Raw genomic sequence first — 23,958 nt, forward strand, 5'->3', positions numbered from 1 at the left:
ATCCTGGCATCCGCACTGTTTGCGGTTGGGGATATAACAATGCACAACACTTCCCAGAATCAGGCCGCTCCGCGCGTGCTGATTATCGGCAGCGGCTTTGGCGGCCTGGGCATGGCCATTCAGTTACAGAAGGCCGGTATCGAAGATTTCCTGCTGCTGGAAAAAGCGGCAGAAGTCGGCGGTACCTGGCGTGACAACAGCTACCCGGGGGCGGCCTGCGATGTGCCGTCGCACCTGTATTCATTCTCCTTTGAACCGAAAACCGACTGGAGCCGCACGTACGCGCCTCAGGCGGAAATCCACGGCTACATGTTGCATTGCGTGGCCAAGTACCAGCTGCGCTCGCGCATTCGTTGCAATGCCGAAGTGGCCTCGGCGGTTTTCGATGCGGCGGCAGCGTTGTGGCGGGTGACCCTGAGCACGGGTGAGGAACTCTGCGCCGAGGTGCTGATCAGCGCCTGCGGCCAGCTCAATCAGCCGGCTTATCCGACGTTACCGGGCGTCGAGCAGTTTGCCGGTGAGGTATTCCACTCGGCACGCTGGCGGCATGATCTGAACCTGACCGATAAGCGTGTGGCGGTCATCGGCACCGGCGCTTCGGCGATTCAGTTTGTCCCGCAGATTCAGCCGCAGGTGGCCGAGCTCAAGTTGTTTCAACGCTCGGCGGCCTATGTGTTGCCCAAGCCGGATCGTGCCTATCGGCCCTGGGAGCTGGCGTTGGTGCGGCGTTTGCCTTGGTTGCAGCGACTCGACCGTGGCTTCAAGTATGTGCAGCACGAGGTGCGCGGCCTGGCGTTTATCAGCATGCCGTGGCTGATGAAGCTGTTTCGCTTCAGCTTCGAGCGCCACCTCAAGCAGCATATCCGCGACCCGCAACTGCGCGCGAAGCTGCAGCCGAACTACCCTATGGGCTGCAAGCGCATCCTGATCAGCAATGACTACCTGCCAGCTCTGGCGCAGCCCAACGTGACGGTGGTCAGCGAGGCGATCAGCCGCGTCAGCGAGACGGCAATCATCACCGCCGATGGCCGCGAGCACCCGTGCGATGTGCTGATCTACGGCACCGGCTTTGCTGCCACGGATTTTCTTGCGCCGATGCAGATTCGCGGGCTCAACGGGTTGGAGCTGAACCAGGCCTGGCGCGACGGGGCCGAGGCGTACAAGGGCATTAGCGTCAGTGGTTTTCCCAACCTGTTTATCCTTTACGGTCCCAATACCAACCTGGGGCATAACTCGATCATTTACATGCTGGAAAGCCAGTTCCGCTATGTGCTGGGCTGCCTCGCGCTGCTGCGTCAGCAGGGTGGCCGTTATCTGGATGTGAAGGCCAGCGTGCAGCAGCGCTTCAACCAGCAGATTCAGGATCGCTCACATCGAACGATATGGGAGCAGGGCTGCTCAAGCTGGTACAAAACCGCCTCCGGCAAAAGCACCAATAACTGGCCGGGCTACACCTTTACCTATCGCCAGCAGACTCGCGCACCGGAGCCCGATGACTATGAATGCACCCGCTGAATTTACTGCCCCTGCCGCTGATCAGGCGCTGCTGCGCAGCGTTTTGCGTACCAGCCTGCGCCTGCTGTTTCGTGGCTTGGTGCGTCCGCCGATGCCAATTGCCGGCCAGCGTGCGGTGCTACGTCTGCTGACGGCAGTGAGCCCGACGCCACGCGGTATCACCCGCAGTGTTGGCACCCTGGGTGGGCGACCCTGTGAATGGCATAAACCGCAGGGTGGTCGCGGCACGGTGCTGTTGTACCTGCATGGCGGGGCTTATCTGATCGGCGGGCCGAATACCCACCGGGCGATCTGCTCCAACCTGGCTAAACGCGGGCAGATGGATGTGTGTGCGCTGGATTACCGGTTGTCCCCAGAGCATCAATACCCGGCGGCCCGCGAGGATGCCCTGGCTGCGTTTCAGGAGTTGATAAAACTAGGCTACAAGCCCGAGCAGATTGTGATCGGCGGCGATTCGGCCGGCGGCAATCTGAGCCTGATCACCAGCCTGCGCCTGCGTGACCAAGGGCTGCCGCAACCGGCGGCGCTGGTGTGTTTCTCCCCAGTCACCGACTTTACCGGCACCCAGCTACACGAGCCGCCCGCCGGTGACCCGCTGATCCATCGTAAGTGGGTGGAGCAGGCGCTGGCGCTGTATTGCCCGGCCGAATTGGCCCATGACGATCCCGGTTTATCGCCGCAGTTTGCTGACCTGCACGGTTTGGCTCCGCTGCTGATTCAGGTGGGTGAAGATGAAATCCTGCGTAACGACAGCCTGCGTTTTGCCGACAAGGCCAAGGCAGCCGGTGTGGATGTGCGTCTGCAGCGTTACCCGGACTTATGGCACGTGTTCCAGGCCCACGCCGGCATGCTCAAGGCGGCGGATTTTGCCCTGGCCGAAGTGGTGAGCTTTCTGCGTGAGCGAGGTTGTTGATGAACAACATTCTGATCACCGGTGCCGCTTCTGGCATCGGCGCGGCCACCGCCAGGTTGTTTCATCAGCACGGCTGGCAGGTCGGCTTGCTTGATATCAACCATCAGGCGTTGGCCAAGCTGGCAGGCGAGTTGGGTAACGTCTGGCATGCCGAACTGGATGTCACCGACCCGGCAGCGGTCAAGGTCGCCCTGGCAGACTTCTGCGCCCTGCATGGTGGTCAGTTGCGCCTGCTGTTCAACAGCGCCGGGATTTTGCAGTGTGGGAATTTCGAAGATATCGAGCTAAGCGAGCATGCGCGCATCCAGCAGATCAACGTGCTGGGCCTGCTGAACATGACTCACGCGACGTTTCCCTATCTAAAAGCCACGCCCGACGCCCAGGTGATCAATATGGGCTCGGCATCCGGGCTGTATGGCGTGCCGCATATGGCCAGTTACTCGGCCTCCAAGTTCGCTGTGCGCGGGCTGACTGAGGCGCTGGAGCTGGAATGGGCCAAGCACGGCATTCGTGTCGGTGATCTGATGCCGCCGTTTGTCAGCACGCCGATGCTCAATAATCAGCGTTTCCAGGCACCGGTGCTGGGGCGGCTGGGTGTCAATCTGGGGCCTGAGCGTGTGGCCGAGGCCGCCTGGGCGCAGGCGAGGCAGCACAAGGTTCACCGGCCGATCAGCCTGCAGTTCAAACTGCTGTACTGGTTCGGGCAAATAACCCCGGCCTGGTTGACCCGGCGCATCATGGCCTGGCTAAGCCGCGAATAAGTGCCTACTCGTAGCTCATGGCTGTCCATGAATCCTGCTGGCCTCGAAGCTCGCCGCTAAAGCGCCTCCCACAACATGGGCCTGATGCTAAACCGTGGGAGGGGCTTTAGCCGCGACACTTGAGATTCGCTGAGTTGGTTATTTCGCTGGGCAAACCGCGCGCGATAGGACTAGTCTGCAACTAACGCTTCCGGCTTGTGCGTTCTGCACAAGCCTGCGTTGACCAGCCCTGGTTTCAGGTCTGGCTTATGACACATCAAGCAGCACACCGCTTGATTCTCGGGCGGCACTGCAACCGGTGCCGCGACACCGCTGAAGCTCTGGCGGTAGCAATGGGAAAGCGTTTAACAGGTCGTAGCACTGCAGCATCGACACCCAGTTGGTTCTTTAGCGTCCTGTAAATTTGTCCATCGCCTGAGGAGGTCACTTCATGAGCACAGCCTTGCACGATGATGTCAGTAACGGGGTTTTACGGCGGATGAAGGAAGGTGGCTTCGACTTTGCCAGCTTCCACCCCATCGAGTTCTACGCCATTTTCCCGGACGAGGAGCGGGCCCGCATGGCCACCCGCAAATTTCGAGGTGAATCCTTACACGCCCTGGTGACAGAGCGTGATGACGGTGCCTGGCACCTGCAAGTCAGTAAAGTAATGTTTGCGACATACCACGGTATTGGTGACTTCGAGCATGACCTGGAGTCGGTCGTGGCGCCGCTGGGCGGCAAACTGGATGGGTGGGGTGTAACCCAGGAGGTGAGACAGCCCTGAGAACCTGTCTACGGTCTGCTGCGCGTCGGCCCTGCTGCGTTAAAAACAGGTTCGGAATGCTCATTTACAGCCGTAAACTCCGCTTCCTCGCCTGCTTTTGTCTTGCATGGCTCTAGCTCGCGAGATCGTAAACAGGTTCTGCAATCCAAACGCGGGCCGGCCATAAGCTGGCCCGTTTCATTTCTATTTGGCTACAACGTTCCCTAAGCAATCGCCCCTCGACCCCAACCTGCGCTTTGCTTCAGACTTGGCGCATGACCGACATCCTGATTTTTACCCACATTGATTACTGCCCGTCGGCCCACCTGGGCAAGGTGCTGGAGCAGGCCGGCCACGCATTTACCGTGCTGCGCGCGGATCTGGGTGAGCTGGATGGCATCGACCTCGACCGCCCCAAGGCCGTGGCAATCATGGGGGGGCCGATGAGCGTCAACGATCCGCTGCCCTGGCTGGCCACCGAAGTGACGGCGCTGCAGCATTTTATCCGCCGCGATATTCCGCTGATCGGCCACTGCCTGGGTGGCCAGCTGCTGGCCAAGGCGCTGGGCGCGGAAATCAGCCGCATGCCCTACACCGAAAGCGGCTGGCAGCCGCTGACTCGCCTCGATCAGGCGGCGCCCAGCCCCTGGTTGCAGCACTTGCCTGAACAGTTCCCGGTCTTCCAATGGCATGGCGACAGCTTTGCCATCCCCGAGGGCGCCCAGCCCTTGCTTAGCAGCCCCTGGTGCCGCAACCAGGCGTTTGCCTGGGGCGATAAAGTCCTGGCCCTGCAAGGCCACCCGGAAATGGACGAAGCCCTGGTGCGCCAGTGGCTCGGCGACTGGCATTACCTGCTGGATGACAGCCAACCCAGCCAGCAGAGCAGGGCGCAGATGCTCGACCAGTTGCCCGCCAAAGTCGCCGAACTGAACCGCGTGGCCGAAGGCTTCTATCGTCACTGGCTGCAACTGGCCGAGCTCTGATGCTCGTGTAGGGCGGATGACGCTTTACCCATCCACCAGTGGTTGCCGTGCGGTGGGTAAAAAAGCGTTATCCACCCTACGGTGCTTTGGCCAGGATGCCCGCCTTAAAATGGCGCGCCCTGCGACCTGGCGGTCATCAAGGCGCCCCGGCTTGGTGCGTTGCTCGCCTCACCAATACTCAAGTTGCTGATTTAAAACATTTTTATTGTATGGCGCGGGCCTTGCAGAGCTGTCTCCATGTCCGGGTGACAAGGAGTACGGCATGGTCCGCACCTTTTATGACGAGATGTACGACGCGAGTGGCGCTGTCCGCCCGCACTACCAAGCGTTTGCCCGCTGGTTAGCGGATACGCCGGATGAACTGCTGGCCCAGCGCCGCCGGGAAGCCGACCTGCTGTTTCACCGCGCCGGTATCACCTTCACCCTGTATGGCGACGACCAGGGCACCGAGCGGCTGATCCCGTTCGACATCATCCCGCGCAGCATCCCTGCCAGCGAATGGCGCATCGTCGAACGCGGCTGCATCCAGCGCGTGCAGGCGCTGAACATGTTCCTTGCCGACCTCTACCACGATCAGCGCATCATCAAGGCCGGCATCGTGCCCGCTGAGCAGGTGCTGGCCAACGAGGGTTACCAGATCGCCATGCAGGGCCTTAACCTGCACCGCGACCTCTACGCCCATATCGCCGGGGTCGACCTGGTGCGCGATGGCGACGGCAGCTACTACGTGCTGGAAGACAACCTGCGCACCCCGAGCGGCGTCAGCTACATGCTCGAAGACCGCAAGATGATGATGCGTCTGTTCCCCGAGCTGTTCGCCGCCCAGCGTGTGGCACCGATTGATCACTACCCGAATCTGCTGCTCGATACTCTGAAGTCCTCCAGTCCGCTGGATAACCCCAACGTTGTGGTGCTGACGCCGGGGCGCTTCAACAGCGCCTATTTCGAGCACGCCTTTCTCTCCCGCGAAATGGGTGTGGAGCTGGTCGAAGGCGCGGATCTTTTTGTGCGCGACGACAAGCTGTTTATGCGCACCACCGCCGGGGCCAAGCAGGTGGATGTGGTCTACCGCCGCCTCGACGACGCCTTCCTTGATCCATTGGCTTTCAACCCCGACTCCATGCTCGGCGTGCCCGGCCTGCTGGCCTGCTACCGCAGCGGCAACGTGGTGCTGGCCAATGCCATCGGCACCGGGGTGGCGGACGACAAATCGATCTACCCCTATGTCGACGACATGATCCGCTTCTACCTCAGCGAAGAGCCGATCCTGAAAAACGTGCCGACCTTCCAGTGCCGCAAACCGGCCGAGTTGTCCCACGTGCTGGCCAACTTGGAACAGCTGGTGGTCAAGGAAACCCAGGGCTCCGGCGGTTACGGCATGCTGGTCGGACCGGCAGCCACCAAGGCTGAGATCGAAGACTTCCGCGCCCGCCTGATTGCCCGCCCCGAGGCCTATATCGCCCAACCGACCCTGTGTCTGTCGACCTGCCCGACCTTTGTTGAGCGCGGCATCGCGCCTCGGCATATCGATCTGCGGCCGTTCGTGCTGTCCGGCAAGGAAACCCGCATCGTCCCCGGCGGCCTGACCCGCGTCGCGCTGCGCGAAGGCTCGCTGGTGGTCAACTCGTCCCAAGGTGGCGGCACCAAAGACACCTGGGTGGTGGAGGACTAACCATGCTTTCAAGAACTGCCTCTGATCTGTACTGGATGTCGCGCTACCTGGAGCGCGCGGAAAACCTCGCGCGCATGCTTGAAGTCAGCTACTCGCTGTCGCTGATGCCGCAGGACGGCCGTGGCGATGGCCTGGAAGAACTGGCTCTGCCGCTGCTGATTACCGGCACCCTGGATGATTACCTGGAGCGCCACGGCCCGCTGCACGCCGAGCGCATGCTGCACTTCTTCGCCCTTGATGCAACGAACCCCGCGAGCATCTACTGCTGCCTGCAGGCCGCGCGCAGCAACGCCCATGCCGTGCGCGGGCGGATCACTGCTGACATGTGGGAAAACATCAACGCCACCTGGCTGGAAATCCACGGCATCGCGCAGCAAGGCCTGAGTCGCTACGGCATCAGCCGTTTCTGCGAATGGGTCAAGGAGCGCTCGCACCTGTTCCGTGGCGCTACCTTCGGCACCATCATGCGCGGCGACCCGTATCGCTTTATCCGTCTGGGCACCTTTATCGAGCGCGCCGACAACACCTTGCGCCTGCTCGATGCGCGCTATGAAATGCTTGGCGAGGACATTGACGAAGTCGACGGCCGACCGGCACGTAGCTACTACCAATGGACTGCGCTGCTGCGTGCGCTGTCCTCGTTCGAGGCGTTTGCCGAGATATACCGTGGCTCGCCCGGTACGCGCAAAGTCTCCGAACTGCTGCTGCTACGTGCCGATGTACCGCGCTCGCTGCGCGCCTGCATGGACGAATTGAGCCTGATGCTCGCCAGCCTGCCTGGCGACAACGGCCGCCCGGCCCAGCGCCTGGCCGCCGAACTGGAAGCGCGGCTGCGCTATACCAGCATCGAAGAAGTACTCGACGAGGGCCTGCACGCCTGGCTCACCGATTTCATCCTGCTGGTTCGCCAGCTGGGCCAAGCCATCCAAAGCTCCTACCTGGAGGTCGCATGAGACTGTCAATCAGCCACGACACTACCTATCACTATGAAGACCAGGTGCGCACCAGCATCCAGTACCTGCGCATGACCCCGCACGACAGCGAGCGCCAGCAGGTACTCAGTTGGGAATTGACCCTGCCGCGCCCGGTGCGCGCGCAGCTCGACCCCTACGGCAATATCCTGCATGTGCTGACCATGGATGAACCGCACGAATCCATCGTTATCGGCGCCCGTGGTCAGGTGGAAATCGACGAAGCGCGCGAAGCCGAGCACGAAAGCCAGTCGGCGCTGCCGTTTCTGCGCTTTACCCGCCTGACCGAGGCCGACGAAGCCCTGCGCGAGTTTGCCAAACTGCAAAGCCGCAGCCGCCCGGACCGCAGCGGCCTGATCGACCTGATGCATGCGTTGAATGCGCATATCCGTTACCAGCCGGGCAGCACCGCCGTGGAAACCAGCGCCAGTGAAGCCTTCGCCGGCGGCAAGGGCGTCTGTCAGGATCACGCTCACGCCTTCCTGGCCTGCGCGCGCAGCCTGGGCGTTCCAGCGCGTTATGTGTCGGGTTATCTGTTTACCGACAGCGAAGACCATCTGGCCAGCCACGCCTGGGCCGAAGCCTGGTTGGATGACGCTTGGTACAGCTTTGACGTGACCAATTGCCTGGCCAAACCGGAGCGGCATTTGAAGTTGGCCGTGGGCCTGGATTATCTCGACGCCTGTCCGGTGCGTGGTATGCGACGGGGTGGTGGCATTGAGCAGATGCATGCGCAGGTGGAGGTTGCACCGCTGGTGCGGGTGCAACACCAGTAGGCGCTTAAAGTCCCTCTGCCCGCTTGCGGGAGAGGGTTGGGGAGAGGGCTTTTCAATGGCGTAGGACGCCGGTATTGAATGAAGCCTGCTTCGTAGGGTGGGTTAGTGGCGCTGATCCGAGATTGATGGTTCAGCTCGGAGATTGAGCGCCACGTAACCCACCAAGCGGTGGTCGCCGTTGCACTGTTGTGCCTGCTGGTGCTTTTAGGGATCGCTGTGCGGTTCATTTTTGGCGGCCGGCTTTAGTTCGGGTTTCGCCCCTTACGGGCGAGTCACTTTTTCCAGTCGCGGAAAAAGTAACCAAAAACGCTTGCCCCGACATCCGGCCCTGCCTGCGGCAGGGTTCGTTCACTCCATCGTTGTTCCAGGGGCCCGCCGCGAAGGGCCATCCCTGGCCCATCGCGGCTCTCGCGACATCCATGTCGCTCAACCCCCTCCACAACGATTCTGTTCACCCTCCTGAAGGGGCATTTGGCGTCGTCTGCGAGTTTTGTGGGTATTAACCAAAAGGAACAGCACATCGTTCACCACGATAATTTAATGGGTATCGCGTTGCTCAACCCATCCTACGGACAAGGGTTTTAAGCATTTCGGTTTCTAAACACATATCTCGGATGCGTGCGCAAAATCCCCGTCAGGAGGCCGAGTGGAGGTGTTGCGTAGGGGGACGAGCCGCATGGATGCGGCGAGAGGCGTAATGGGCCAGGGACGGCCCATGTACGCCGGCCCCCGGAGCAATACCGGAGCGAGGGAAACGAAGCGAAGCGCAGTAACAGCCGCAGGCTGGCCCGAAGGGTGAGCGAAGCGAATCAGTGAAGCGCAGCGAAACCCGGATGCAGGGGCGCATTCTCTTTGGTTACTTTCTCTTGTGCGAAGCAAGAGAAAGTGACTCGCCGTAAAGGCGAAAAGCGTTAGTCCAGTCGATCAAGATGTTTTGTGAAACGGCGCTAGAGGAAAAGACCTGTTGCCACCCTCCGTGAAGCCCTCAAGGCTGCACCTTCCTCCCCACCATATGCCCGAAGTACTCAACCAACTCCCCCAATTCCTTATCACTCAACACCTCAACCGCAAACCCCGGCATCTTGCCTTGTGGCCAGCGCCGCAAGCTTTGCGGGTCGCGGATATAGCGGGTTAAAAAGTCGCCACTGAAATACTCGGTCGGGTTATGCGGGATATTCAGGTCCGGGCCGAATTGCGAGTCGCCTGCGCCATTCAGGCGGTGGCAGGCCATGCAGTTCTTCTGGTATTGGGCAAAACCGGCCTGCACCGCCGGACTGGCGTCGGCCGCTGGCAGCAGTTGTGGGAAGCGCTGCGCTACCGGGGCGAGTTTGCGGATGCTGGCCAGTTGAAACGGCCATTGTTCGGGGCCGATCTGGCTGGCGGCTGGGTTTTGCCAGACCAGGTAGAACGGCCCGGCGCTGGGTTTGCCGTTGCCCAGTGCGGGCCAGGGTTGTGCTGGGTCTTCGATGGCCAGCCAGGCTTGGCTGGCGGTTTGGCTGAGTGCAGGAGCCGCAGACAGTTCGGCGGCAAAGCCGTCGCTGGCCACCAGTTGCAGGTGATCGCCTGGTTGTACACCTTCCAGCAGCACAGCCAACGGCACGGCGCGGTAGTGCATGTTGCGTTTGTAGCTGACGTCGTCGCGAATTTCGATGGTTTGCGCCTGTGGGTGGGCGAGCAGTTGGGCGCTGCTCAGGCGCTGGCTGCCGTTGCCCAGTTCCAGGGTCAGTTCGGCGGCGTGCAGGTGAGTGAAGGGTAAGAGGGCGAGCAGGGCGATAGCGAGGGTGCGTGTGTTCAATCCTGCGACTCCAGGGCCAGTTTCAGTTCGTCATAGCCGCCCGCGTTGATCAGGTTGCTGTAGCCCATGGCGCGCAGGCTTTCTTCGGCGATGCTGGAGCGGCGGCCGCTGCGGCAATACAGCACGATGGGGGTGTCCTTGTCCGGGGCAAGAGCGCTGATGCGGCTGGCGATCTGTTCATGGTCGATCTGCTCTGCACCTGGCAGTGCGCCGGCGGCGAATTCATCGGCGGTACGCACATCGATCAGCACGCTTTCCGGTGATTGCAGGGCGACAACGGCGGCGCTGAGTTCGGCTTCGCCGGCCAGCAGAGGCAGGCTGACCAGCAGGCCGAGGGTGGCAAATAGTGTGCGCATGGTGTGCTCCTTGGGGTGATTGAAATCACCCTAGCACAGGCGCTGCTTTGCACGCATTTGTAGAGGTTGCGCTGCCGCTGCCGGCTCACTCCACGGTGGCAGGCAGGGCAGGAAGTCAGGGGGTTAACTGACCAAACGGGTCAGGTTGGGAAGAATCAGAATGACGGTGGTGGCAAACACGATCATGCCTGCCTGACGCATTTTCACTGGATTGAACATGGCGGTTGGCCTTGTTGTTTTTTGCGGGTGGTCGTCGCTGTCCTGCGTAATGTGCGGATGCGACGCCACGCCTCGTGTTGATCATTCAAGCCGTCCCGGCAAAACCCGGCGACGACGCCTACAACAGCCGACCTGCGCTCTATTTGCCGGTGGCTTGATTCAACTGTAGGGGCGTGCAGCACCTGGCTATAGACGCCTTGATTACTAAGGTGCGTGGGCTAGTTGCCAGCGGTTATGACGCGGGGCCTGCAACAGGCAAGCGCCCCTTGAGCTAGACGCGCTTGTGGGCCTTCGTCCAGTGATTGACCGTTTGTCTGAGCTGAGCGGTCAATAGGCCTGAGCACTTCGGTCATTGAGACTACTTCGGCTCGGCGTATGGTAGCCCCACTCAACAAAAACAGGCGCGGGCCTCACCTGCGCCATCAGCCACCCTCCATTGGAGGTCTGAGGACGCCATGACCGAAGCATATATTTTCGATGCCGTGCGCACGCCCCGCGGCAAGGGCAAGAAGGACGGCGCGCTTTACAGCGTCAAGCCTGTCGACCTGATCGCCGGCCTGCTCAAGGCGCTGCAAGCGCGCAATAACCTGGACACCAGCCAGGTCGATGACATCGTGCTCGGCTGTGTAACGCCGGTGGGTGATCAAGGCGCGGACATTGCCAAAACGGCCGCAATGGTCGCCGATTGGGATGTCAGCGTGTCGGGCGTGCAACTCAACCGTTTCTGCGCCTCGGGCCTGGAAGCGGTGAACCTCGGTGCGATGAAGGTGCGTTCCGGTTTTGAGGACCTGGTGGTGGTTGGCGGCGTCGAGTCGATGTCGCGCATTCCCATGGGCTCCGATGGCGGCGCTTGGGTGATGGACCCGGCGACCAATATGCACACCCACTTCACTCCGCAGGGTATTGGCGCCGATCTGATCGCCACCCTTGAAGGTTTTAGCCGCACCGACGTCGACAGCTTTGCCCTGCGCTCGCAGCAAAAAGCCGCCCGCGCCAGCAAAGATGGCTCATTCAGCAAATCGCTGATTCCGGTGGCCGATCAGAACGGCATCGTGCTGCTCGACCACGACGAATTTATCCGTGGCGAATCCACCCTCGAAGGCCTGGGCAAGCTCAAGCCAAGCTTCGAGATGATGGGCCAGATGGGCTTCGACAGCACCGCGCTGCGCGTCTACAGCCATGTTGAGCAGATCAACCACGTGCACACGCCGGGCAACAGTTCCGGCATCGTCGATGGCTCTGCCCTGATGTTGATCGGCTCCGAGGCCAAAGGCAAAGAACTGGGCTTGAAGCCGCGCGCGCGCATCGTCGCCACTGCCGTGACCAGCACCGACCCGACCATCATGCTCACCGGCCCGGCGCCGGCCACCCGCAAGGCGCTGGCCAAGGCGGGGCTGAACGTCAATGACATCGACCTGTTCGAGGTCAACGAAGCATTCGCTTCGGTAGTGATGAAGTTTATGAAGGACATGGGCGTCAGCGAGGACAAGGTCAATGTCAACGGCGGTTCCATTGCCATGGGTCACCCGCTGGGTGCAACCGGTTGCGCCATTCTTGGCACCCTGATTGACGAGCTGGAGAAGCGCAAGCTGCGCTATGGCTTGGCCACCCTGTGCGTGGGTGGCGGTATGGGTATTGCCACGATTATTGAGCGTGTGTAGGAGCCAGCTTGCTGGCGATTCGTCACGACCCTGATCGCGAGCAAGCTCGCTCCTACAGGTCGGACGGCACAAGAATTTACGGGAACAAGAAAAATGACTGACGCCATCCGTTACGAAAAAGGCCAGGACAATATCGTCGTTCTGACCATGGACATGCCCGGCCAGAGCGCCAACACCATGAACGCGGTGTACCGCGAAGCCATGGGCAAGATTGTTGACCGCCTGGAGGCCGAGAAGGATTCCATTGCCGGGGTCATCCTCACCTCAGCGAAGAAAACCTTCTTCGCCGGCGGCGACCTCAATGAACTGATTAAGGTCACCAAAGCCGACGCGCCAGGCTTCTACCAGATGATCCTCAACATCAAGGGCCAACTGCGTCGCCTGGAATGCCTCGGTAAACCGGTGGTTGCTGCGATCAATGGCGCGGCCCTGGGCGGCGGCTGGGAAATTGCCCTGGCCTGCCATCACCGTATCGCCCTGAACAACTCCAGCATCCAGCTCGGTTTGCCGGAAGTGACCCTCGGCCTGCTGCCGGGCGGCGGCGGGGTGGTGCGCATGGTGCGCATCCTCGGCCTGGAAAAAGCCCTGCCGTACCTGGCCGAAGGCAAGAAGGTGCGTCCTGATGCGGCGCTCAAAGCCGGCCTGATCCATGAACTGGCCAGTGACAGCGATGACCTGCTGGCCAAGGCGCGCGCCTTTATCGCCGCCAACCCGACGGCTGTGCAGCCGTGGGATGTGAAAGGCTACAAGATTCCCGGCGGTACACCGTCCAGCCCGAATGTGGCGCAGATGCTGGCTATCGCGCCAAGCGTGCTGCGTGACAAGACCAAGGGCTGCTTCCCGGCGCCGGAGAAGATCATGTGCGCCGCCGTTGAGGGCGCGCAGGTCGACTTCGACACCGCGCAGATCATCGAAGCGCGTTACTTCACCGAGCTGACCACCGGCCAGGTGGCGAAGAACATGATTGGCACCTTCTGGTTCCAGCTCAATGAAATCAACGCCGGCGGCTCGCGCCCGCAAGGCTTCGAACCCTATGTGACCAAGAAGGTCGGCGTACTCGGTGCTGGCATGATGGGCGCCGGTATTGCCTATGTGTCGGCCGTCGCCGGTATCGAGGTGGTGCTCAAGGACATCTCCATCGAAGCGGCTGAGAAGGGCAAGAGCTACTCGGCCAAACTGCTGGAGAAAAAGGTCGGCCGTGGCCAGATGAGCGCCGAGAAACGCGATGGCATTCTGGCGCGGATCAAACCCACGGCCAGTGATGCTGATTTTGAAGGCTGCGACCTGATTATCGAAGCGGTATTCGAGGATCGTGACCTCAAGGCCAATGTCACCGCAGCGGCCGAGCGTGCAGCGCTGAGCGACGCGGTGATTGCATCCAACACCTCGACCCTGCCAATCACCGGCCTGGCCACTGCCGTGCAGAAGCAGGATAAATTTATCGGCCTGCATTTCTTCAGCCCGGTGGACAAGATGCCGTTGGTGGAAATCATCAAGGGCGAGCACACCAGCGACGAGACCCTGGCGCGTGGCTTCGACTACGTGATGCAGATCAAGAAGACCCCGATCGTGGTCAACGACAGCCGCGGCTTCTTCACCTCTCGCGTGTTCGGCACCTTCACCAATGAAGGCCTGGCCATGTTGGGTGAGGGCGTGAGCGCGGCGATGATCGAGAACGAAGCGCGCAAGGCCGGCATGCCGGTTGGCCCGCTGGCGATCAGCGATGAAGTGTCGATGAGCCTGATGAACCATATCCGTCAGCAGACCATCAAGGACCTCGCTGCCGAAGGCAAGCAGATTCCCGAGCACCCGGCCTTTGCGGTGATCGACATGATGCTCAACGAGTACAAGCGGCCGGGCAAGGCGGCAGGTGCGGGCTTCTACGATTACCCGGCGGGCGGCAAGAAGCACCTGTGGCCGGAACTCAAGGCGCGTTTCGAGAAGGGCGATGCGCAGATATCGCAGCTCGACGTGCGTGATCGCATCCTGTTTATCCAGGCCATCGAAACCGTGCGCTGCGTGGAAGAGGGCGTGCTCAAGTCGGTAGCCGATGCCAACATCGGCTCGATCATGGGCATCGGCTTTGCAGCCTGGACCGGCGGTGCGCTGCAGTTTATCAACCAGTACGGGGTGCAGGACTTCGTTGCCCGCGCCCAGTACCTGGCTGAGCAGTACGGCGAGCGCTTCCTGCCGCCGGCGCTGTTGCTGGAAAAAGCGGCGAAAAACGAAAGTTTCTAACGCCACCGCGTTAAAGCTGAGGTACTGAAAACCGGCTCACTGTGAGCCGGTTTTTTTATGGCGATACACCCGTAGCGTGCTGCCTTTGTAGCCATCGACGCCTGGCACGGTATGGCCTGGATCCGTAGGGTGCGCTGTGCGCACACGCGATTTTTCATCTGCATGGGGCATATAAATACCGGTGCGCATGGCGCACCCTACAGACGGTCCTTGGATGATTGAGTACAGAGCCTGTTTATGGCTACAGCGCTAGACTGCTGCAACGGCCACGACGGTGTGGCGTAAGGGAGGCGTTATGAGGTTCGTATCAAGCAGTGTGCTGACAATCAGTCTGGGTTTGCTGGCCACGCCGCTGTGGGCCGATGACTGCGCCAATGCCATGGATCAGTTCAGCCTCAATCAGTGCGCGGCGGCGGACTATGCCATTCAGGACAAACGCCTGAATTAGCTCTACAGCGATTACCGCAAGCGTCTGGATGATGGGCAGAAGCAGCAGCTCAAGGAGGTGCAGCTGGCCTGGATCAAGTTCCGTGATCTGGCTTGCGCGTTCGAGTCAGCGTCAGTCGAGGGCGGTTCGGCTTATCCGATGGTGCTTAACGGTTGCCTCGCGCAAAAAACCGCTGCGCGGGTCAAGGAACTGGAACAGCTGGCCATCTGTGAAGAAGGCGATCTCAGCTGGCCGGCGCCCGCGCAATAATCAGCTTGAGCGGTTTTCAGCACGCCTGGCGGCCGCAAACCAGTTGCTGGATGGCCTGACGCTCGCTCAGTTGGGTGGGCATGCGCAGGGTGGCCAGGCTGCCGTCGCCCAACGCAATGGCCAGTTCGGACTCGAAGTGGATGCCACTGCTGTCGACCGTGGCGTAGGTCACGCCGTAGACGTTCTGGTTGCTCAGTGTTTGGGCGATGCTCATGGCGATTCTCCTGAGGCTGATGGCGCTGTTATTGGCCGGTGCGCTGGGTGGCGCGCTGTTGAGTGGTCTGCACCTGTTGCGCCTGCCGAATGCTGCTGGCGCTGTGGTTGCTGTTGAAGGCTGAGGCGGCCAGCAGGCTGGCGATGGCGGAGAAACTGGTCATGGGAGTGTCCTCTTCTGGAGTGGGGCGCAGTGCCCGATGGCCAGATCATCGGCCTGTGCCGTTATCGACAGACGTGAATGGTGCTTATGGTGACTATCGAGGGCGCTGATGGTCCGCATGCCGGGTTGTTAAAACGGGCGCAGAAGCCGCGGGTAATTGGTCGGGTTGGGCCCAGAACTATTGCCATGCAAGCTGTCAGCAGGCACGCTTGCGCGCTGGAAAAACAACCCTCCTGCGCCCTAGGTAACCGCCCATATGCCGCTGCAGATCTGCATCCTGGAAACCGATGTTCTTCGCCCTGAATTGGTCGATCAATACGACAGTTATGGCCGTATGTTCGAGCAATTGTTCGCCCGTCAGCCGATTGCTGCCGAGTTCAAGGTGTACAACGTGATGGAGGGGCATTACCCGCCGGACAGCGAGCGCTACGATGCGTATCTGGTGACGGGCAGCAAGGCAGATTCCTTTGGCAGCGACGCCTGGATCCAGACGCTGAAAACCTACCTGCTGGAGCGTTATGCCCGTGGCGACAAGTTGCTGGGGGTGTGCTTCGGGCATCAGCTGTTGGCGCTGTTGCTGGGCGGCAAGGCCGAACGCGCCGTGCAAGGCTGGGGCGTGGGTATCCATCAGTACCGTATGGAGAACAAGACGGCCTGGATGAGCCCGGATCTGGAAGACCTGACGCTGCTGATCAGCCACCAGGACCAGGTGACTCAACTGCCGGAAAACGCGACCTTGCTGGCCAGCAGTGAGTTCTGCCCGATTGCCTCCTACTGCATCGGCGACCAGGTGCTGTGCTTCCAGGGCCATCCCGAGTTTGTGCATGACTACTCGCGTGCGTTGCTTGACCTGCGTCAGCAACATATCGGCGAGCCGGCCTACACCCGCGGCGTTGACAGCCTGCAGCATGATCACCAGGGCCACATGGTCGCCGAGTGGATGATGCGCTTTGTCGCCCACGGTCGCGCCGGCCTTTCCGAGTAAGCGTTGGTGGATGCAGAAAGCCCGGTCAGTGACCGGGCTTTTTTATGGCGTGCTATCCATGGCCGCCAGTCTCTGGACTACCAATTTGCGCTGTTAAAAATCGTTCCAGGCGATTTTTTATAACCAGCCGTAATGCTTGAAGCTGGCATACAGGCTGATGCAGCCGGTGGTGATGACACCGAGTACGGCGAAATAGCCGTACTGCCATGTCAGCTCGGGCATGTTCTGAAAGTTCATCCCGTAGATGCCGGCCACTGCCGTGGGGAAGGCGAGGATCGCTGCCCAGGCGGCGAACTTGCGCTGGGTAACGCTTTGCCGGGACGACTCCAGCAGCAGGCCGATCTCGATGGCGTGGTCGGCCATTTCGCGCAGGGCGGTAAGGTCTTCCAGCAGACGGTTGACGTGAATCGCCACGTCGCGGAAGTAGGGGCGCATGTTCTTGTCGATAAACGGGAAGTCCAGGCGTTGCAGTTCCTGGCAGATTTCCGCCAGCGGCCCGATATAGCGGCGCAGACGCAGCAGGTCGCGGCGCAGGCCCTGGATGCGCTCGACATCGGCCTGACTGAGCGGGTGCTTGAGCACCTGCTGCTCAACCTCCTCAAGTTCGCTGTGGTAGCTGTCCATCAGCGGGCGGTAGTTCTCGATGACGAAGCTGAGCAAGGCGTAGAGCACGAAATCTTCGCCGTGCTCAAGCAGCAGCGGGCGTGCCTCGCAGCGCTGGCGTACCTGCGAGTAGGGCGCCGACTCACCGTAGCGCGCGCTGATGATGTAGCCACTGCCGGCAAACAGCTGGGTTTCGACAAAGGTCAGCTCGCCATTGGCGCGAATGGGCGAATAGAGCACCAGAAACAGGGCATCGCCAAAGGTCTCCAACTTGGGCCGGGTGTGCCGCTGCAGGGCGTCTTCCAGCGCCAGCTCATGCAGGTCGAATTGCCGCTGCAGGTTGCTCAGCTCCTCGCTGCCGGGGTCGTGCAGGCCGATCCAGACAAAGTGGCCGGGCTTTTTCGCCCACTGCTTGCCCTCATCAAGGCTGATATTGCTGATTTTCAGCCCCTTGCTGTAAACAGCGGCGGCAACCACTCGACCCATGATGCGTCCCTTATTGGCTGGTTTCAGCACGCAGCTTAGCGGCTTCGCCGTGCTCGGTGTGAATGCCAATAAAAAGCCCAGCACGAGGGCTGGGCTTATGGGCAGCGGGTAATGCTCAGGCGCGCTGCGTCAACTGCTGATCCATGGCCTCGATGCATTGCTGCATTTGCGCGCGGCAGGTTTCGATCAGCTGAGGCAGATCCTCCTGGCTCAGGCCGGCGGTAGGGATGGCTGGCAGCGAGCGGATCATGATATCGCCGCTGTTCCAGCGGTTGAGCTGGATATGGTTGACGTAGGTGCTGACACACACCGGGATAATCGGCACACCAGCAGCAATCGCCATCTGAAAGGCGCCTTTTTTGAACGGCAACAGGCCTTTGCCCAGGTTGCGCGTGCCTTCAGGGAACACCCAAATCGAGGTGTCCTTGTGCTTAAGGGTGTCGGTGGTGGTGAGCATGGCCTGCTTGGCGCGAATCGCGTTGCCGCGGTCGAGCAGCACGTTGCCGGCCAGCCAATAGAGCTGGCCGAAGAAGGGCACCCATTTCAGGCTTTTCTTGCCGATGCTCACAGTGCGCTCGGGCACTACGCGGCCGAGCACATAGAGGTCGTAGTTGGATTGGTGGTTGGCCACGATCACGCAGGCGCGTTGATGATCACGCAGCGGTTGTACGTCGGTCTTGAGCTTCCAGCGCAGCAGCCATTGTGCCGGTACGCTGTAGAGGCGGGCGCACAGACGGCTGTTGTCGGGGTTGAACGGGCGGCAGATGCCGAGCAACAGGCCCAGGATGCCAGCGAGGATAAAGTGCACGCCCATCGCCAGCATGCGCAGAAGAAAAAGCATTTGGTACGCCCGTCATAGGAAAAAGGCGCGCAGTGTACGGGCGTGCACTGCTTTCAGCAATTGATGCCGATCAGAGGTTGTTGCCGTTTGTGTGGCCCATGCCGATGCCCGGGCGCAGGTCGAGGGCACTGTAGTGAGCGGCCAGGCGAGCGATGCTGCCATCCGCTTCAAGGTCCAGCAGTACCTGATCCAGACGCTGCATAAAATCCTGCTTATAGGGATAGGCCTGTGGGTTGAGCCGGGTATAGCCCAGGTGACCATGCTCGCTGGACAGCCTTGGTCCTTCGACCAGCCAGTCCAGCCCGGTATTGCCCAGCAGGTGTTGATCGCGCATCTGTTGCAGTTCCCAGAGGATCGACAGGCGATCGTTGATGTACACGTCGATGCGCTGACGTTTGAGTTGCAACAGATTGGTGCGGTTGTCGCTGGCGTAGCTCTGCTGCACCTGGCCTGCGGCCAGCATGCGTTTGTAATCGGGTGCGGCGATGATGTTGAAGCCCCGATTGAGGCCAATGCGCAGCCCCGCATATGCCGCCGGGAAGTCTTCGATGGCCCGTTGCTGGGCCAGTTCGCTGCGCACGAAGGCCACCACGCTTTCCTCCAGAATTGGCCGCGAGTAATCCATCCACGGCCGTTCAACGGGGCGGTAATAGGGTGGGAACAGGGCGAAAGCCGTGCCTTTCTCCAGGGCCGCCAGGCCGCGTGGCCAGGGCACTGGACGGATGCTGACGCGATAACCCGGCATGCGGGCAAAGGCTGCACGAAGAATGTCGCTGTACAGGCCCTTGGCTTCACCGTTTTCGGCATAGCTGTAGGGTGGATAACTGGCGTCACACAGTACCGTAACACTGATGGGCGTCTGTGCCAGGGCCGTACCCTGTACGGCCAGATACAGTAGCCACGCTACGAGTATGCGCATGCCCAATCTCCTTATCGGTTGGCGCTGGCTGCGCGGCGAGGCGCAGCCTGATGTATGGAAAGTCAGACCTTGAAGCGACCGAGCAAGTGATCCTGTTGGCCCACCTGATCAACCATCACCGCGCATTGGCGCACCTGTTCTTCGGCCCCTGCGGCAACCTCATGGCTGATGTCGCGAATGTTGGTGGTGTTGCGGTTGATTTCCTCGGTAGTGGCGCTTTGCTGCTCGGCGGCGGTGGCGATCTGCAGGTTCATGTCGTTGATCCGGGTGATCGCGTCACGAATGCGTCCGAGCATGTCGTTGGCGGCCCCTGCATCTTCGGCGGTCTTGCTGGCGGTGTCACGGCTTTGCTGCATGCGCGACTCGGCCTGTTTCACCCCGGATTGCAACTGGTCGATCATCTGGCGGATTTCCTGAGTCGACTGCTGGGTGCGCGAGGCCAGTGAGCGCACTTCATCGGCGACCACGGCAAAACCACGACCGGACTCCCCGGCGCGGGCGGCTTCGATGGCGGCGTTGAGGGCGAGCAGGTTGGTCTGGTCGGCAATGCTGGTGATCACCGAGAGAATCGACTCGATGTTGTGACTGAGTTTGGCCAGCTCGTTGATGGCATGGCTGGTCTCGTCCATTTCCTCGGCCAGGTTCTTGATCGCCTCGGTCGAGCGCGAGACTACACGTACGCCGTTTTCCGTTTCTTCATTGGCGGCAATGGCGGCTTGCGCGGCGGCCTGGGCATTGCGCGCGACTTCTTCGGCGGTGGAGGCCATTTCCTGCATGGCGGTGGCCAGTTGATCCAGCTCCTGCAATTGTTGTTGCAGGCGATTGGCGGCCTGGTTGGCCTCGCTGGAGGTCAGAGTGGTGCTTTCGCGTACCTGTCTGGAGCTGCCCATTACCTCGCTGATCAGGCTCTGCAGGCTTTGCAGGAAGCTATTGAACTCCTTGGAAACCAGGGCGATTTCATCGTTGCTGGTGGCGGGTAGGCGGCGGGTCAGGTCGCCTTCCCCGCTGTTCACCTCATGCAGGGAGTTGTGCAGGTGGTCGAGGGGTTTGAGCAGGCTGTTCATCAACACGCCCAGTACGATCAGGCTGATGATTACCCCCAGTACGGTGCCAATCACTGCGCGCCAGCTCAGGGCATTGGCTTCGGCCATGACAATGCTCTTGTCCAGCACCACACCGATATACCAATCCATGCCTTTGAGGTTGGGCAATGGGGTAAAGGACACCAGCAGGTCCTTGTCGGCGCCGCTGATATCCTGCAAATCCTTGCTTAGCGTTGGGCTCTGGCCGGCGAACAGCTCGCTGTAGTTCTTGCCGTTGAGGTCGGTGTTGGGGTGGGAAATGATGTTGCCGTTGCGGGTCAGTAGGAAGGCATAGCCGGCGCCGTTGAAATCCATGGTGTTGACTGCATCGGCCACGGTTTTCAGGCGGATGTCACCGCCCAGTACACCGAGGAATTCGCCAGCATTGGTGATGCGGGTAACGGCAGAAATCAGGATTTCCCCGGTGGTGGAGTCCACATAGGGTTCGGTCAGTAGCGCCTGGCTGCCGGCCTTGCCGGTGGCATACCAGGGCCGCTGACGACCGTCCCATTCCGGCGCGGGTTTCCACTCGTCAGTGTTCTTGATCGGTTTGCCATCGCTTTGCAGGGCGCCGAAGACCAGGATGAATTCATTCTTCAGCATGGGCGTGTTGACGATGCGCTGGGTTTCTTCGGGGCTGTAGTTGCTGTCAATGCTTTGTGCCATCAGATCCATCAACTTGAGTTTGGCGTTTAGCCAGTTCTCGATCTGCCGCGCCAATGCGTTACTGGACTCCTCGATGCTGGCGGCTACCTGGCTGTGCAGGGTTTCGCGAACCTGGCTGACCTGCGCCAGTGACAGCAGGCTGGTAGTAAGGAACAGGACAATGGCCGCAGCCAGGCCAACCTTGTGGGCAATCTTCATAGCACGCTCCCCGCGGCAATTTCGAATAGATCGGTGGGTGCCTCGCTCCTTGGCCTTACCTTCTAAAAGTAATACAGACTGGGGAGATTGCCCGGTTGATTGCCAGTGTTTTGCCATTAAACGCAAAAGCCCGGCACAGGGGCCGGGCTTTTGCGCTACTGGGGTTTACTTACCCCAGGTGTTGCTTGTCCAGTTCGACTGCCTGATCAAGGGCTTCGAGCAGCGCCTTACGCACTTTCAGCTTGGTGTTCTTGTGCGCGGTCATGTTGATCTTCTTCATCTGCTGGGCCACTGCCAGGGCAGTGGCATGCAGTTGTTCGGCCGGCACCACCTTGTCGAGGAAGCCTGCATCCACGGCGCTTTGCGGGTCGAACATCTCGCCATTGATCACCGAACGATGGAAGGCCGAGCGGCGCAGGCGGTCACGGGCCAGTTCGATGCCGGCGTGGTGCATGGTCATGCCGATCTGCACTTCGTTGAGGCCGATGCTGAATGCACCTTCGACGCCGATGCGGTAGTCGGACGACAGCAGAATAAAGGCACCCTTGGCTACCGCGTGGCCTGGGCAGGCAACGATGATCGGAAAGGGGTGGGCGAGCATACGGCGCGCCAAGGTCGAGCCAGCGGCAACCAGGTTGATGGCGTTCTGCGGGCCGGAAGTCATCACCTTGAGGTCATAGCCGCCGGACAGAATGCCTGGCTGGCCGGTGATGATCACGATTGCCTTGTCCTGCTCGGCGCGATCCAGGGCCGCATTGAACGCCGCAATTACGTCCGGGGAGATGGCGTTTACCTTGCCATTGTTCAGAGTCAGGGTGGCAATGCCATCGTCGAGTTGGTAGCTGATCAGGTCGCTCATGGTCGGGTTCCTTGTGCTGAAGTGCAGCAGACGTTACTCATCCGCATCGACCAGGTAAAGCACGATGGCTGACTGGCTGGTCAGCAAGGCCGGGCTGTGCGGTTATCATGGCAATCAGTCTCGGTAAATGATCGGCACTGCCGGTGCGCCATTGTCGTGGTATGCATGGCTTAATGCATACGAGCCTATTAAGGCGCGCCGCATTTGGCATAAGCACATGAATCTTTTGAAAAAAGATTTTGCCTTTGGCGGTCCGTTCGGCTAGATTAGCGCGCCTCGACAGACAGCAATGACCGTCGAGACCCGGTGAAGTGTCCGAGCGGTTGAAGGAGCACGCCTGGAAAGTGTGTATACGAGAAATCGTATCGTGGGTTCGAATCCCACCTTCACCGCCAGATTGATTGACGAAAAGCCCGACCCCGTGTCGGGCTTTTTCGTTTCTGCTGTTTGCGGCTGGCTTGGCGGCCTTTATGGTGTGTGTGGGATTTGATGGAGCGGCGCATGCGCGCAACCTGGGACATCTTCTGCAGCGTGGTTGATAACTACGGCGATATTGGCGTGACCTGGCGTCTGGCGCGGCAGTTGGTGGCCGAGCATGATCTGGCTGTGCGCTTGTGGGTGGATGATCTGGGGGCTTTTGTACGCTTGTGCCCACAGGCCGATGTGCAGGCGCTGCGGCAGGTTCAGCACGGGGTCGAGATACGCTTGTGGCGTGCTGACTGGCAGGCTGTTGAGCCGGCGGATGTGGTGATTGAGGCATTTGCCTGTGAATTGCCCGCCACTTATATCGAGGCAATGGCCAGGCGTGAGCGCAAGGTGTTGTGGCTCAACCTGGAGTACCTCAGCGCCGAAGATTGGGTGGAAGGGTGCCATGGCCTGCCTTCGTTGCAGTCTAATGGGTTGTCGAAGTTTTTCTTTTTCCCGGGGTTTACCGCTGGCAGCGGCGGCTTGCTGCGTGAGCGTGAGTTGCTGACGCAGCGGCGGGCTTTTCAGGCTGATGAGGGCGCGCGCCGGGCATTTTTGCGTGGTTTGGGTGTAGAGCCTGTGGCGGGCGCCCGGTTGGTCTCGCTGTTTGCCTATGAAAACCAGGCCTTGTCCGGTTTGCTTGAGGTGTTGGCGAGCGGGGCGCAGCAGACTCAGTTGCTGGTGCCTGAGGGGCGCATCCTGAGCAGTCTGCAGGCATGGCTGGGAGGCGCGGCATTGCAGGTCGGCGATACCGTTCAGCGCGGTCAGTTGCATGTTCAGGTGCTGCCGTTTGTGCAGCAGGATCAGTACGACCGTTTGTTGTGGAGTTGTGATTTCAATGCGGTGCGCGGTGAAGATTCCTTCGTCCGTGCGCAGTGGGCGGGTCGGCCGCTGCTCTGGCACATCTATCAGCAGGCTGATGATGTGCATCTGGAGAAGCTCGATGCATTTCTAGAGCTGTATAAGGAGGGCTTGTCGGCGGACGCGCAGGCGGCCCTGACCCGTTTTTGGCATGCCTGGAATACTGGCGGTGCGGTGGCGCAAAACTGGAATCAGCTGCTGCAGAGCTGGCCGGAGCAGCAGGAGCATGCCGAGAACTGGTGTCTAAAACAGGGCTCTCGGGCCGATCTTGCGGCGGCGCTGGTGCAGTTTTACCTAAATTGGCTATGATACGCG

22 protein-coding genes, 1 tRNA gene and 2 pseudogenes are annotated in these 23,958 nt (G+C 60.6%); 15 read left to right on the top strand and 10 right to left on the bottom strand.

Annotated features, from left to right (window positions below; all coding sequences use genetic code 11):
• Positions 1–39 precede the first annotated feature (39 nt).
• From ACSQ17_RS18925 to ACSQ17_RS18960, 8 genes are all read left to right on the top strand, one after another.
• Positions 40–1,515: a flavin-containing monooxygenase gene (locus ACSQ17_RS18925; protein ID WP_436070099.1), complete on the top strand. Its 1,476-nt coding sequence runs from the start codon at positions 40–42 to the stop codon at positions 1,513–1,515.
• Positions 1,499–2,428 carry an alpha/beta hydrolase gene (locus ACSQ17_RS18930; RefSeq protein WP_436070100.1) on the top strand — a complete coding sequence of 310 codons (930 nt, stop codon included), beginning with the start codon at positions 1,499–1,501 and terminating at the stop codon, positions 2,426–2,428. The genes ACSQ17_RS18925 and ACSQ17_RS18930 overlap by 17 nt, the downstream gene beginning before the upstream one ends.
• Entirely contained in the window at positions 2,428–3,189 is a 762-nt protein-coding gene (locus tag ACSQ17_RS18935; protein WP_436070101.1) for an SDR family oxidoreductase, read from the top strand. The genes ACSQ17_RS18930 and ACSQ17_RS18935 overlap by 1 nt, the downstream gene beginning before the upstream one ends.
• Before the next feature lie 430 nt (positions 3,190–3,619).
• Positions 3,620–3,955, top strand: a complete 336-nt coding sequence (locus ACSQ17_RS18940) for a ribonuclease E inhibitor RraB (RefSeq protein ID WP_436070102.1) — start codon at positions 3,620–3,622, stop codon at positions 3,953–3,955.
• Between the two features lie 254 nt (positions 3,956–4,209).
• On the top strand, positions 4,210–4,917 hold the full coding sequence (locus ACSQ17_RS18945) for a type 1 glutamine amidotransferase (protein WP_436070103.1): 708 nt from the start codon (positions 4,210–4,212) through the stop codon (positions 4,915–4,917).
• 262 nt (positions 4,918–5,179) lie between these two features.
• Entirely contained in the window at positions 5,180–6,589 is a 1,410-nt protein-coding gene (locus ACSQ17_RS18950; RefSeq protein WP_282875581.1) for a circularly permuted type 2 ATP-grasp protein, read from the top strand.
• A 2-nt stretch (positions 6,590–6,591) separates the two neighbouring features.
• Complete coding sequence (locus tag ACSQ17_RS18955) at positions 6,592–7,542, top strand: alpha-E domain-containing protein (RefSeq protein ID WP_160084806.1); 951 nt, start codon at positions 6,592–6,594, stop codon at positions 7,540–7,542.
• Entirely contained in the window at positions 7,539–8,336 is a 798-nt protein-coding gene (locus tag ACSQ17_RS18960) for a transglutaminase family protein (protein WP_436070104.1), read from the top strand. Before ACSQ17_RS18955 ends, ACSQ17_RS18960 begins: the two co-directional genes overlap by 4 nt.
• 985 nt (positions 8,337–9,321) lie before the next feature.
• Here the strand turns inward: ACSQ17_RS18960 and ACSQ17_RS18965 are convergent.
• Together ACSQ17_RS18965 and ACSQ17_RS18970 are read right to left on the bottom strand one after the other, a co-directional pair.
• Positions 9,322–10,131, bottom strand: a complete 810-nt coding sequence (locus tag ACSQ17_RS18965) for a c-type cytochrome (RefSeq protein ID WP_436070105.1) — start codon at positions 10,129–10,131, stop codon at positions 9,322–9,324.
• On the bottom strand, positions 10,128–10,487 hold the full coding sequence (locus tag ACSQ17_RS18970; protein ID WP_436070106.1) for a rhodanese-like domain-containing protein: 360 nt from the start codon (positions 10,485–10,487) through the stop codon (positions 10,128–10,130). Before ACSQ17_RS18970 ends, ACSQ17_RS18965 begins: the two co-directional genes overlap by 4 nt.
• Positions 10,488–11,161: 674 nt before the next feature.
• On the opposite strand from ACSQ17_RS18970, the gene ACSQ17_RS18975 reads away from it, so the two are divergent.
• The 4 genes and pseudogenes from ACSQ17_RS18975 to ACSQ17_RS18990 form a co-directional block, all read left to right on the top strand.
• On the top strand, positions 11,162–12,367 hold the full coding sequence (locus ACSQ17_RS18975; RefSeq protein WP_170048917.1) for an acetyl-CoA C-acetyltransferase: 1,206 nt from the start codon (positions 11,162–11,164) through the stop codon (positions 12,365–12,367).
• Positions 12,368–12,460: 93 nt separating this feature from the next.
• Entirely contained in the window at positions 12,461–14,605 is a 2,145-nt protein-coding gene (locus ACSQ17_RS18980; RefSeq protein ID WP_436070107.1) for a 3-hydroxyacyl-CoA dehydrogenase NAD-binding domain-containing protein, read from the top strand.
• 295 nt (positions 14,606–14,900) lie between these two features.
• Positions 14,901–15,053, top strand: coding sequence for a hypothetical protein (locus tag ACSQ17_RS18985; RefSeq protein WP_436070108.1), 153 nt, complete (start codon positions 14,901–14,903; stop codon positions 15,051–15,053).
• Between the two features lie 15 nt (positions 15,054–15,068).
• Positions 15,069–15,302 (top strand): annotated as a pseudogene (locus ACSQ17_RS18990) (lysozyme inhibitor LprI family protein); the annotation flags it as partial.
• A gap of 16 nt (positions 15,303–15,318) precedes the next feature.
• On the opposite strand, the gene ptrC reads toward ACSQ17_RS18990, so the two are convergent.
• Complete coding sequence (gene ptrC / locus ACSQ17_RS18995; protein WP_233684469.1) at positions 15,319–15,516, bottom strand: type III secretion system co-regulatory protein PtrC; 198 nt, start codon at positions 15,514–15,516, stop codon at positions 15,319–15,321.
• 28 nt (positions 15,517–15,544) lie between these two features.
• Entirely contained in the window at positions 15,545–15,679 is a 135-nt protein-coding gene (locus tag ACSQ17_RS19000) for a hypothetical protein (protein WP_436070109.1), read from the bottom strand.
• A 255-nt stretch (positions 15,680–15,934) separates the two neighbouring features.
• Between ACSQ17_RS19000 and ACSQ17_RS19005 the strand changes: the two genes are divergently transcribed.
• Positions 15,935–16,663, top strand: a complete 729-nt coding sequence (locus ACSQ17_RS19005; protein WP_436070110.1) for an amidotransferase — start codon at positions 15,935–15,937, stop codon at positions 16,661–16,663.
• Positions 16,664–16,780: 117 nt separating this feature from the next.
• On the opposite strand, the gene ACSQ17_RS19010 is transcribed toward ACSQ17_RS19005, so the two are convergent.
• From ACSQ17_RS19010 to ACSQ17_RS19035, 6 genes and pseudogenes are all read right to left on the bottom strand, one after another.
• Positions 16,781–17,752: a magnesium and cobalt transport protein CorA gene (locus tag ACSQ17_RS19010; protein ID WP_436070111.1), complete on the bottom strand. Its 972-nt coding sequence runs from the start codon at positions 17,750–17,752 to the stop codon at positions 16,781–16,783.
• A gap of 115 nt (positions 17,753–17,867) precedes the next feature.
• Positions 17,868–18,593, bottom strand: a complete 726-nt coding sequence (locus ACSQ17_RS19015) for a 1-acylglycerol-3-phosphate O-acyltransferase (RefSeq protein ID WP_436070112.1) — start codon at positions 18,591–18,593, stop codon at positions 17,868–17,870.
• A 70-nt stretch (positions 18,594–18,663) separates the two neighbouring features.
• Entirely contained in the window at positions 18,664–19,512 is an 849-nt protein-coding gene (locus tag ACSQ17_RS19020) for a substrate-binding periplasmic protein (RefSeq protein ID WP_436070113.1), read from the bottom strand.
• 62 nt (positions 19,513–19,574) lie between these two features.
• Positions 19,575–20,402 (bottom strand): methyl-accepting chemotaxis protein, encoded by an 828-nt coding sequence (locus ACSQ17_RS19025; protein WP_436070518.1) that lies wholly within the window; start codon positions 20,400–20,402, stop codon positions 19,575–19,577.
• A gap of 30 nt (positions 20,403–20,432) precedes the next feature.
• Positions 20,433–21,575: pseudogene (locus tag ACSQ17_RS19030) on the bottom strand (cache domain-containing sensor histidine kinase); the annotation flags it as partial.
• A gap of 52 nt (positions 21,576–21,627) precedes the next feature.
• A complete protein-coding gene (locus tag ACSQ17_RS19035; protein WP_436070114.1) occupies positions 21,628–22,317 on the bottom strand; it encodes a crotonase/enoyl-CoA hydratase family protein in 690 nt (229 codons plus the stop codon).
• A 305-nt stretch (positions 22,318–22,622) separates the two neighbouring features.
• On the opposite strand from ACSQ17_RS19035, the gene ACSQ17_RS19040 reads away from it, so the two are divergent.
• Positions 22,623–22,712: transfer RNA gene (locus tag ACSQ17_RS19040), tRNA-Ser, on the top strand.
• Between the two features lie 106 nt (positions 22,713–22,818).
• Complete coding sequence (gene earP, locus ACSQ17_RS19045; protein WP_436070115.1) at positions 22,819–23,952, top strand: elongation factor P maturation arginine rhamnosyltransferase EarP; 1,134 nt, start codon at positions 22,819–22,821, stop codon at positions 23,950–23,952.
• Positions 23,953–23,958 lie beyond the last annotated feature (6 nt).

The organism is Pseudomonas sp. LjRoot71, from assembly GCF_964253255.1.
Classification (GTDB): domain Bacteria; phylum Pseudomonadota; class Gammaproteobacteria; order Pseudomonadales; family Pseudomonadaceae; genus Aquipseudomonas.

Excerpts from the sequence above, each read along its gene's own strand:
- ACSQ17_RS18925 (WP_436070099.1), top strand. The coding sequence starts at position 40 with ATGCACAACACTTCCCAGAATCAGGCCGCTCCGCGCGTGCTGATTATC.
- ACSQ17_RS18930 (WP_436070100.1), top strand. The coding sequence starts at position 1,499 with ATGAATGCACCCGCTGAATTTACTGCCCCTGCCGCTGATCAGGCGCTG.
- ACSQ17_RS18935 (WP_436070101.1), top strand. The coding sequence starts at position 2,428 with ATGAACAACATTCTGATCACCGGTGCCGCTTCTGGCATCGGCGCGGCC.
- ACSQ17_RS18940 (WP_436070102.1), top strand. The coding sequence starts at position 3,620 with ATGAGCACAGCCTTGCACGATGATGTCAGTAACGGGGTTTTACGGCGG.
- ACSQ17_RS18945 (WP_436070103.1), top strand. The coding sequence starts at position 4,210 with ATGACCGACATCCTGATTTTTACCCACATTGATTACTGCCCGTCGGCC.
- ACSQ17_RS18950 (WP_282875581.1), top strand. The coding sequence starts at position 5,180 with ATGGTCCGCACCTTTTATGACGAGATGTACGACGCGAGTGGCGCTGTC.
- ACSQ17_RS18955 (WP_160084806.1), top strand. The coding sequence starts at position 6,592 with ATGCTTTCAAGAACTGCCTCTGATCTGTACTGGATGTCGCGCTACCTG.
- ACSQ17_RS18960 (WP_436070104.1), top strand. The coding sequence starts at position 7,539 with ATGAGACTGTCAATCAGCCACGACACTACCTATCACTATGAAGACCAG.
- ACSQ17_RS18970 (WP_436070106.1), bottom strand. The coding sequence starts at position 10,487 with ATGCGCACACTATTTGCCACCCTCGGCCTGCTGGTCAGCCTGCCTCTG.
- ACSQ17_RS18975 (WP_170048917.1), top strand. The coding sequence starts at position 11,162 with ATGACCGAAGCATATATTTTCGATGCCGTGCGCACGCCCCGCGGCAAG.
- ACSQ17_RS18980 (WP_436070107.1), top strand. The coding sequence starts at position 12,461 with ATGACTGACGCCATCCGTTACGAAAAAGGCCAGGACAATATCGTCGTT.
- ACSQ17_RS18985 (WP_436070108.1), top strand. The coding sequence starts at position 14,901 with ATGAGGTTCGTATCAAGCAGTGTGCTGACAATCAGTCTGGGTTTGCTG.
- ptrC (WP_233684469.1), bottom strand. The coding sequence starts at position 15,516 with ATGAGCATCGCCCAAACACTGAGCAACCAGAACGTCTACGGCGTGACC.
- ACSQ17_RS19000 (WP_436070109.1), bottom strand. The coding sequence starts at position 15,679 with ATGACCAGTTTCTCCGCCATCGCCAGCCTGCTGGCCGCCTCAGCCTTC.
- ACSQ17_RS19005 (WP_436070110.1), top strand. The coding sequence starts at position 15,935 with ATGCCGCTGCAGATCTGCATCCTGGAAACCGATGTTCTTCGCCCTGAA.
- ACSQ17_RS19010 (WP_436070111.1), bottom strand. The coding sequence starts at position 17,752 with ATGGGTCGAGTGGTTGCCGCCGCTGTTTACAGCAAGGGGCTGAAAATC.
- ACSQ17_RS19015 (WP_436070112.1), bottom strand. The coding sequence starts at position 18,593 with ATGCTTTTTCTTCTGCGCATGCTGGCGATGGGCGTGCACTTTATCCTC.
- ACSQ17_RS19020 (WP_436070113.1), bottom strand. The coding sequence starts at position 19,512 with ATGCGCATACTCGTAGCGTGGCTACTGTATCTGGCCGTACAGGGTACG.
- ACSQ17_RS19025 (WP_436070518.1), bottom strand. The coding sequence starts at position 20,402 with ATGGGCAGCTCCAGACAGGTACGCGAAAGCACCACTCTGACCTCCAGC.
- ACSQ17_RS19035 (WP_436070114.1), bottom strand. The coding sequence starts at position 22,317 with ATGAGCGACCTGATCAGCTACCAACTCGACGATGGCATTGCCACCCTG.
- earP (WP_436070115.1), top strand. The coding sequence starts at position 22,819 with ATGCGCGCAACCTGGGACATCTTCTGCAGCGTGGTTGATAACTACGGC.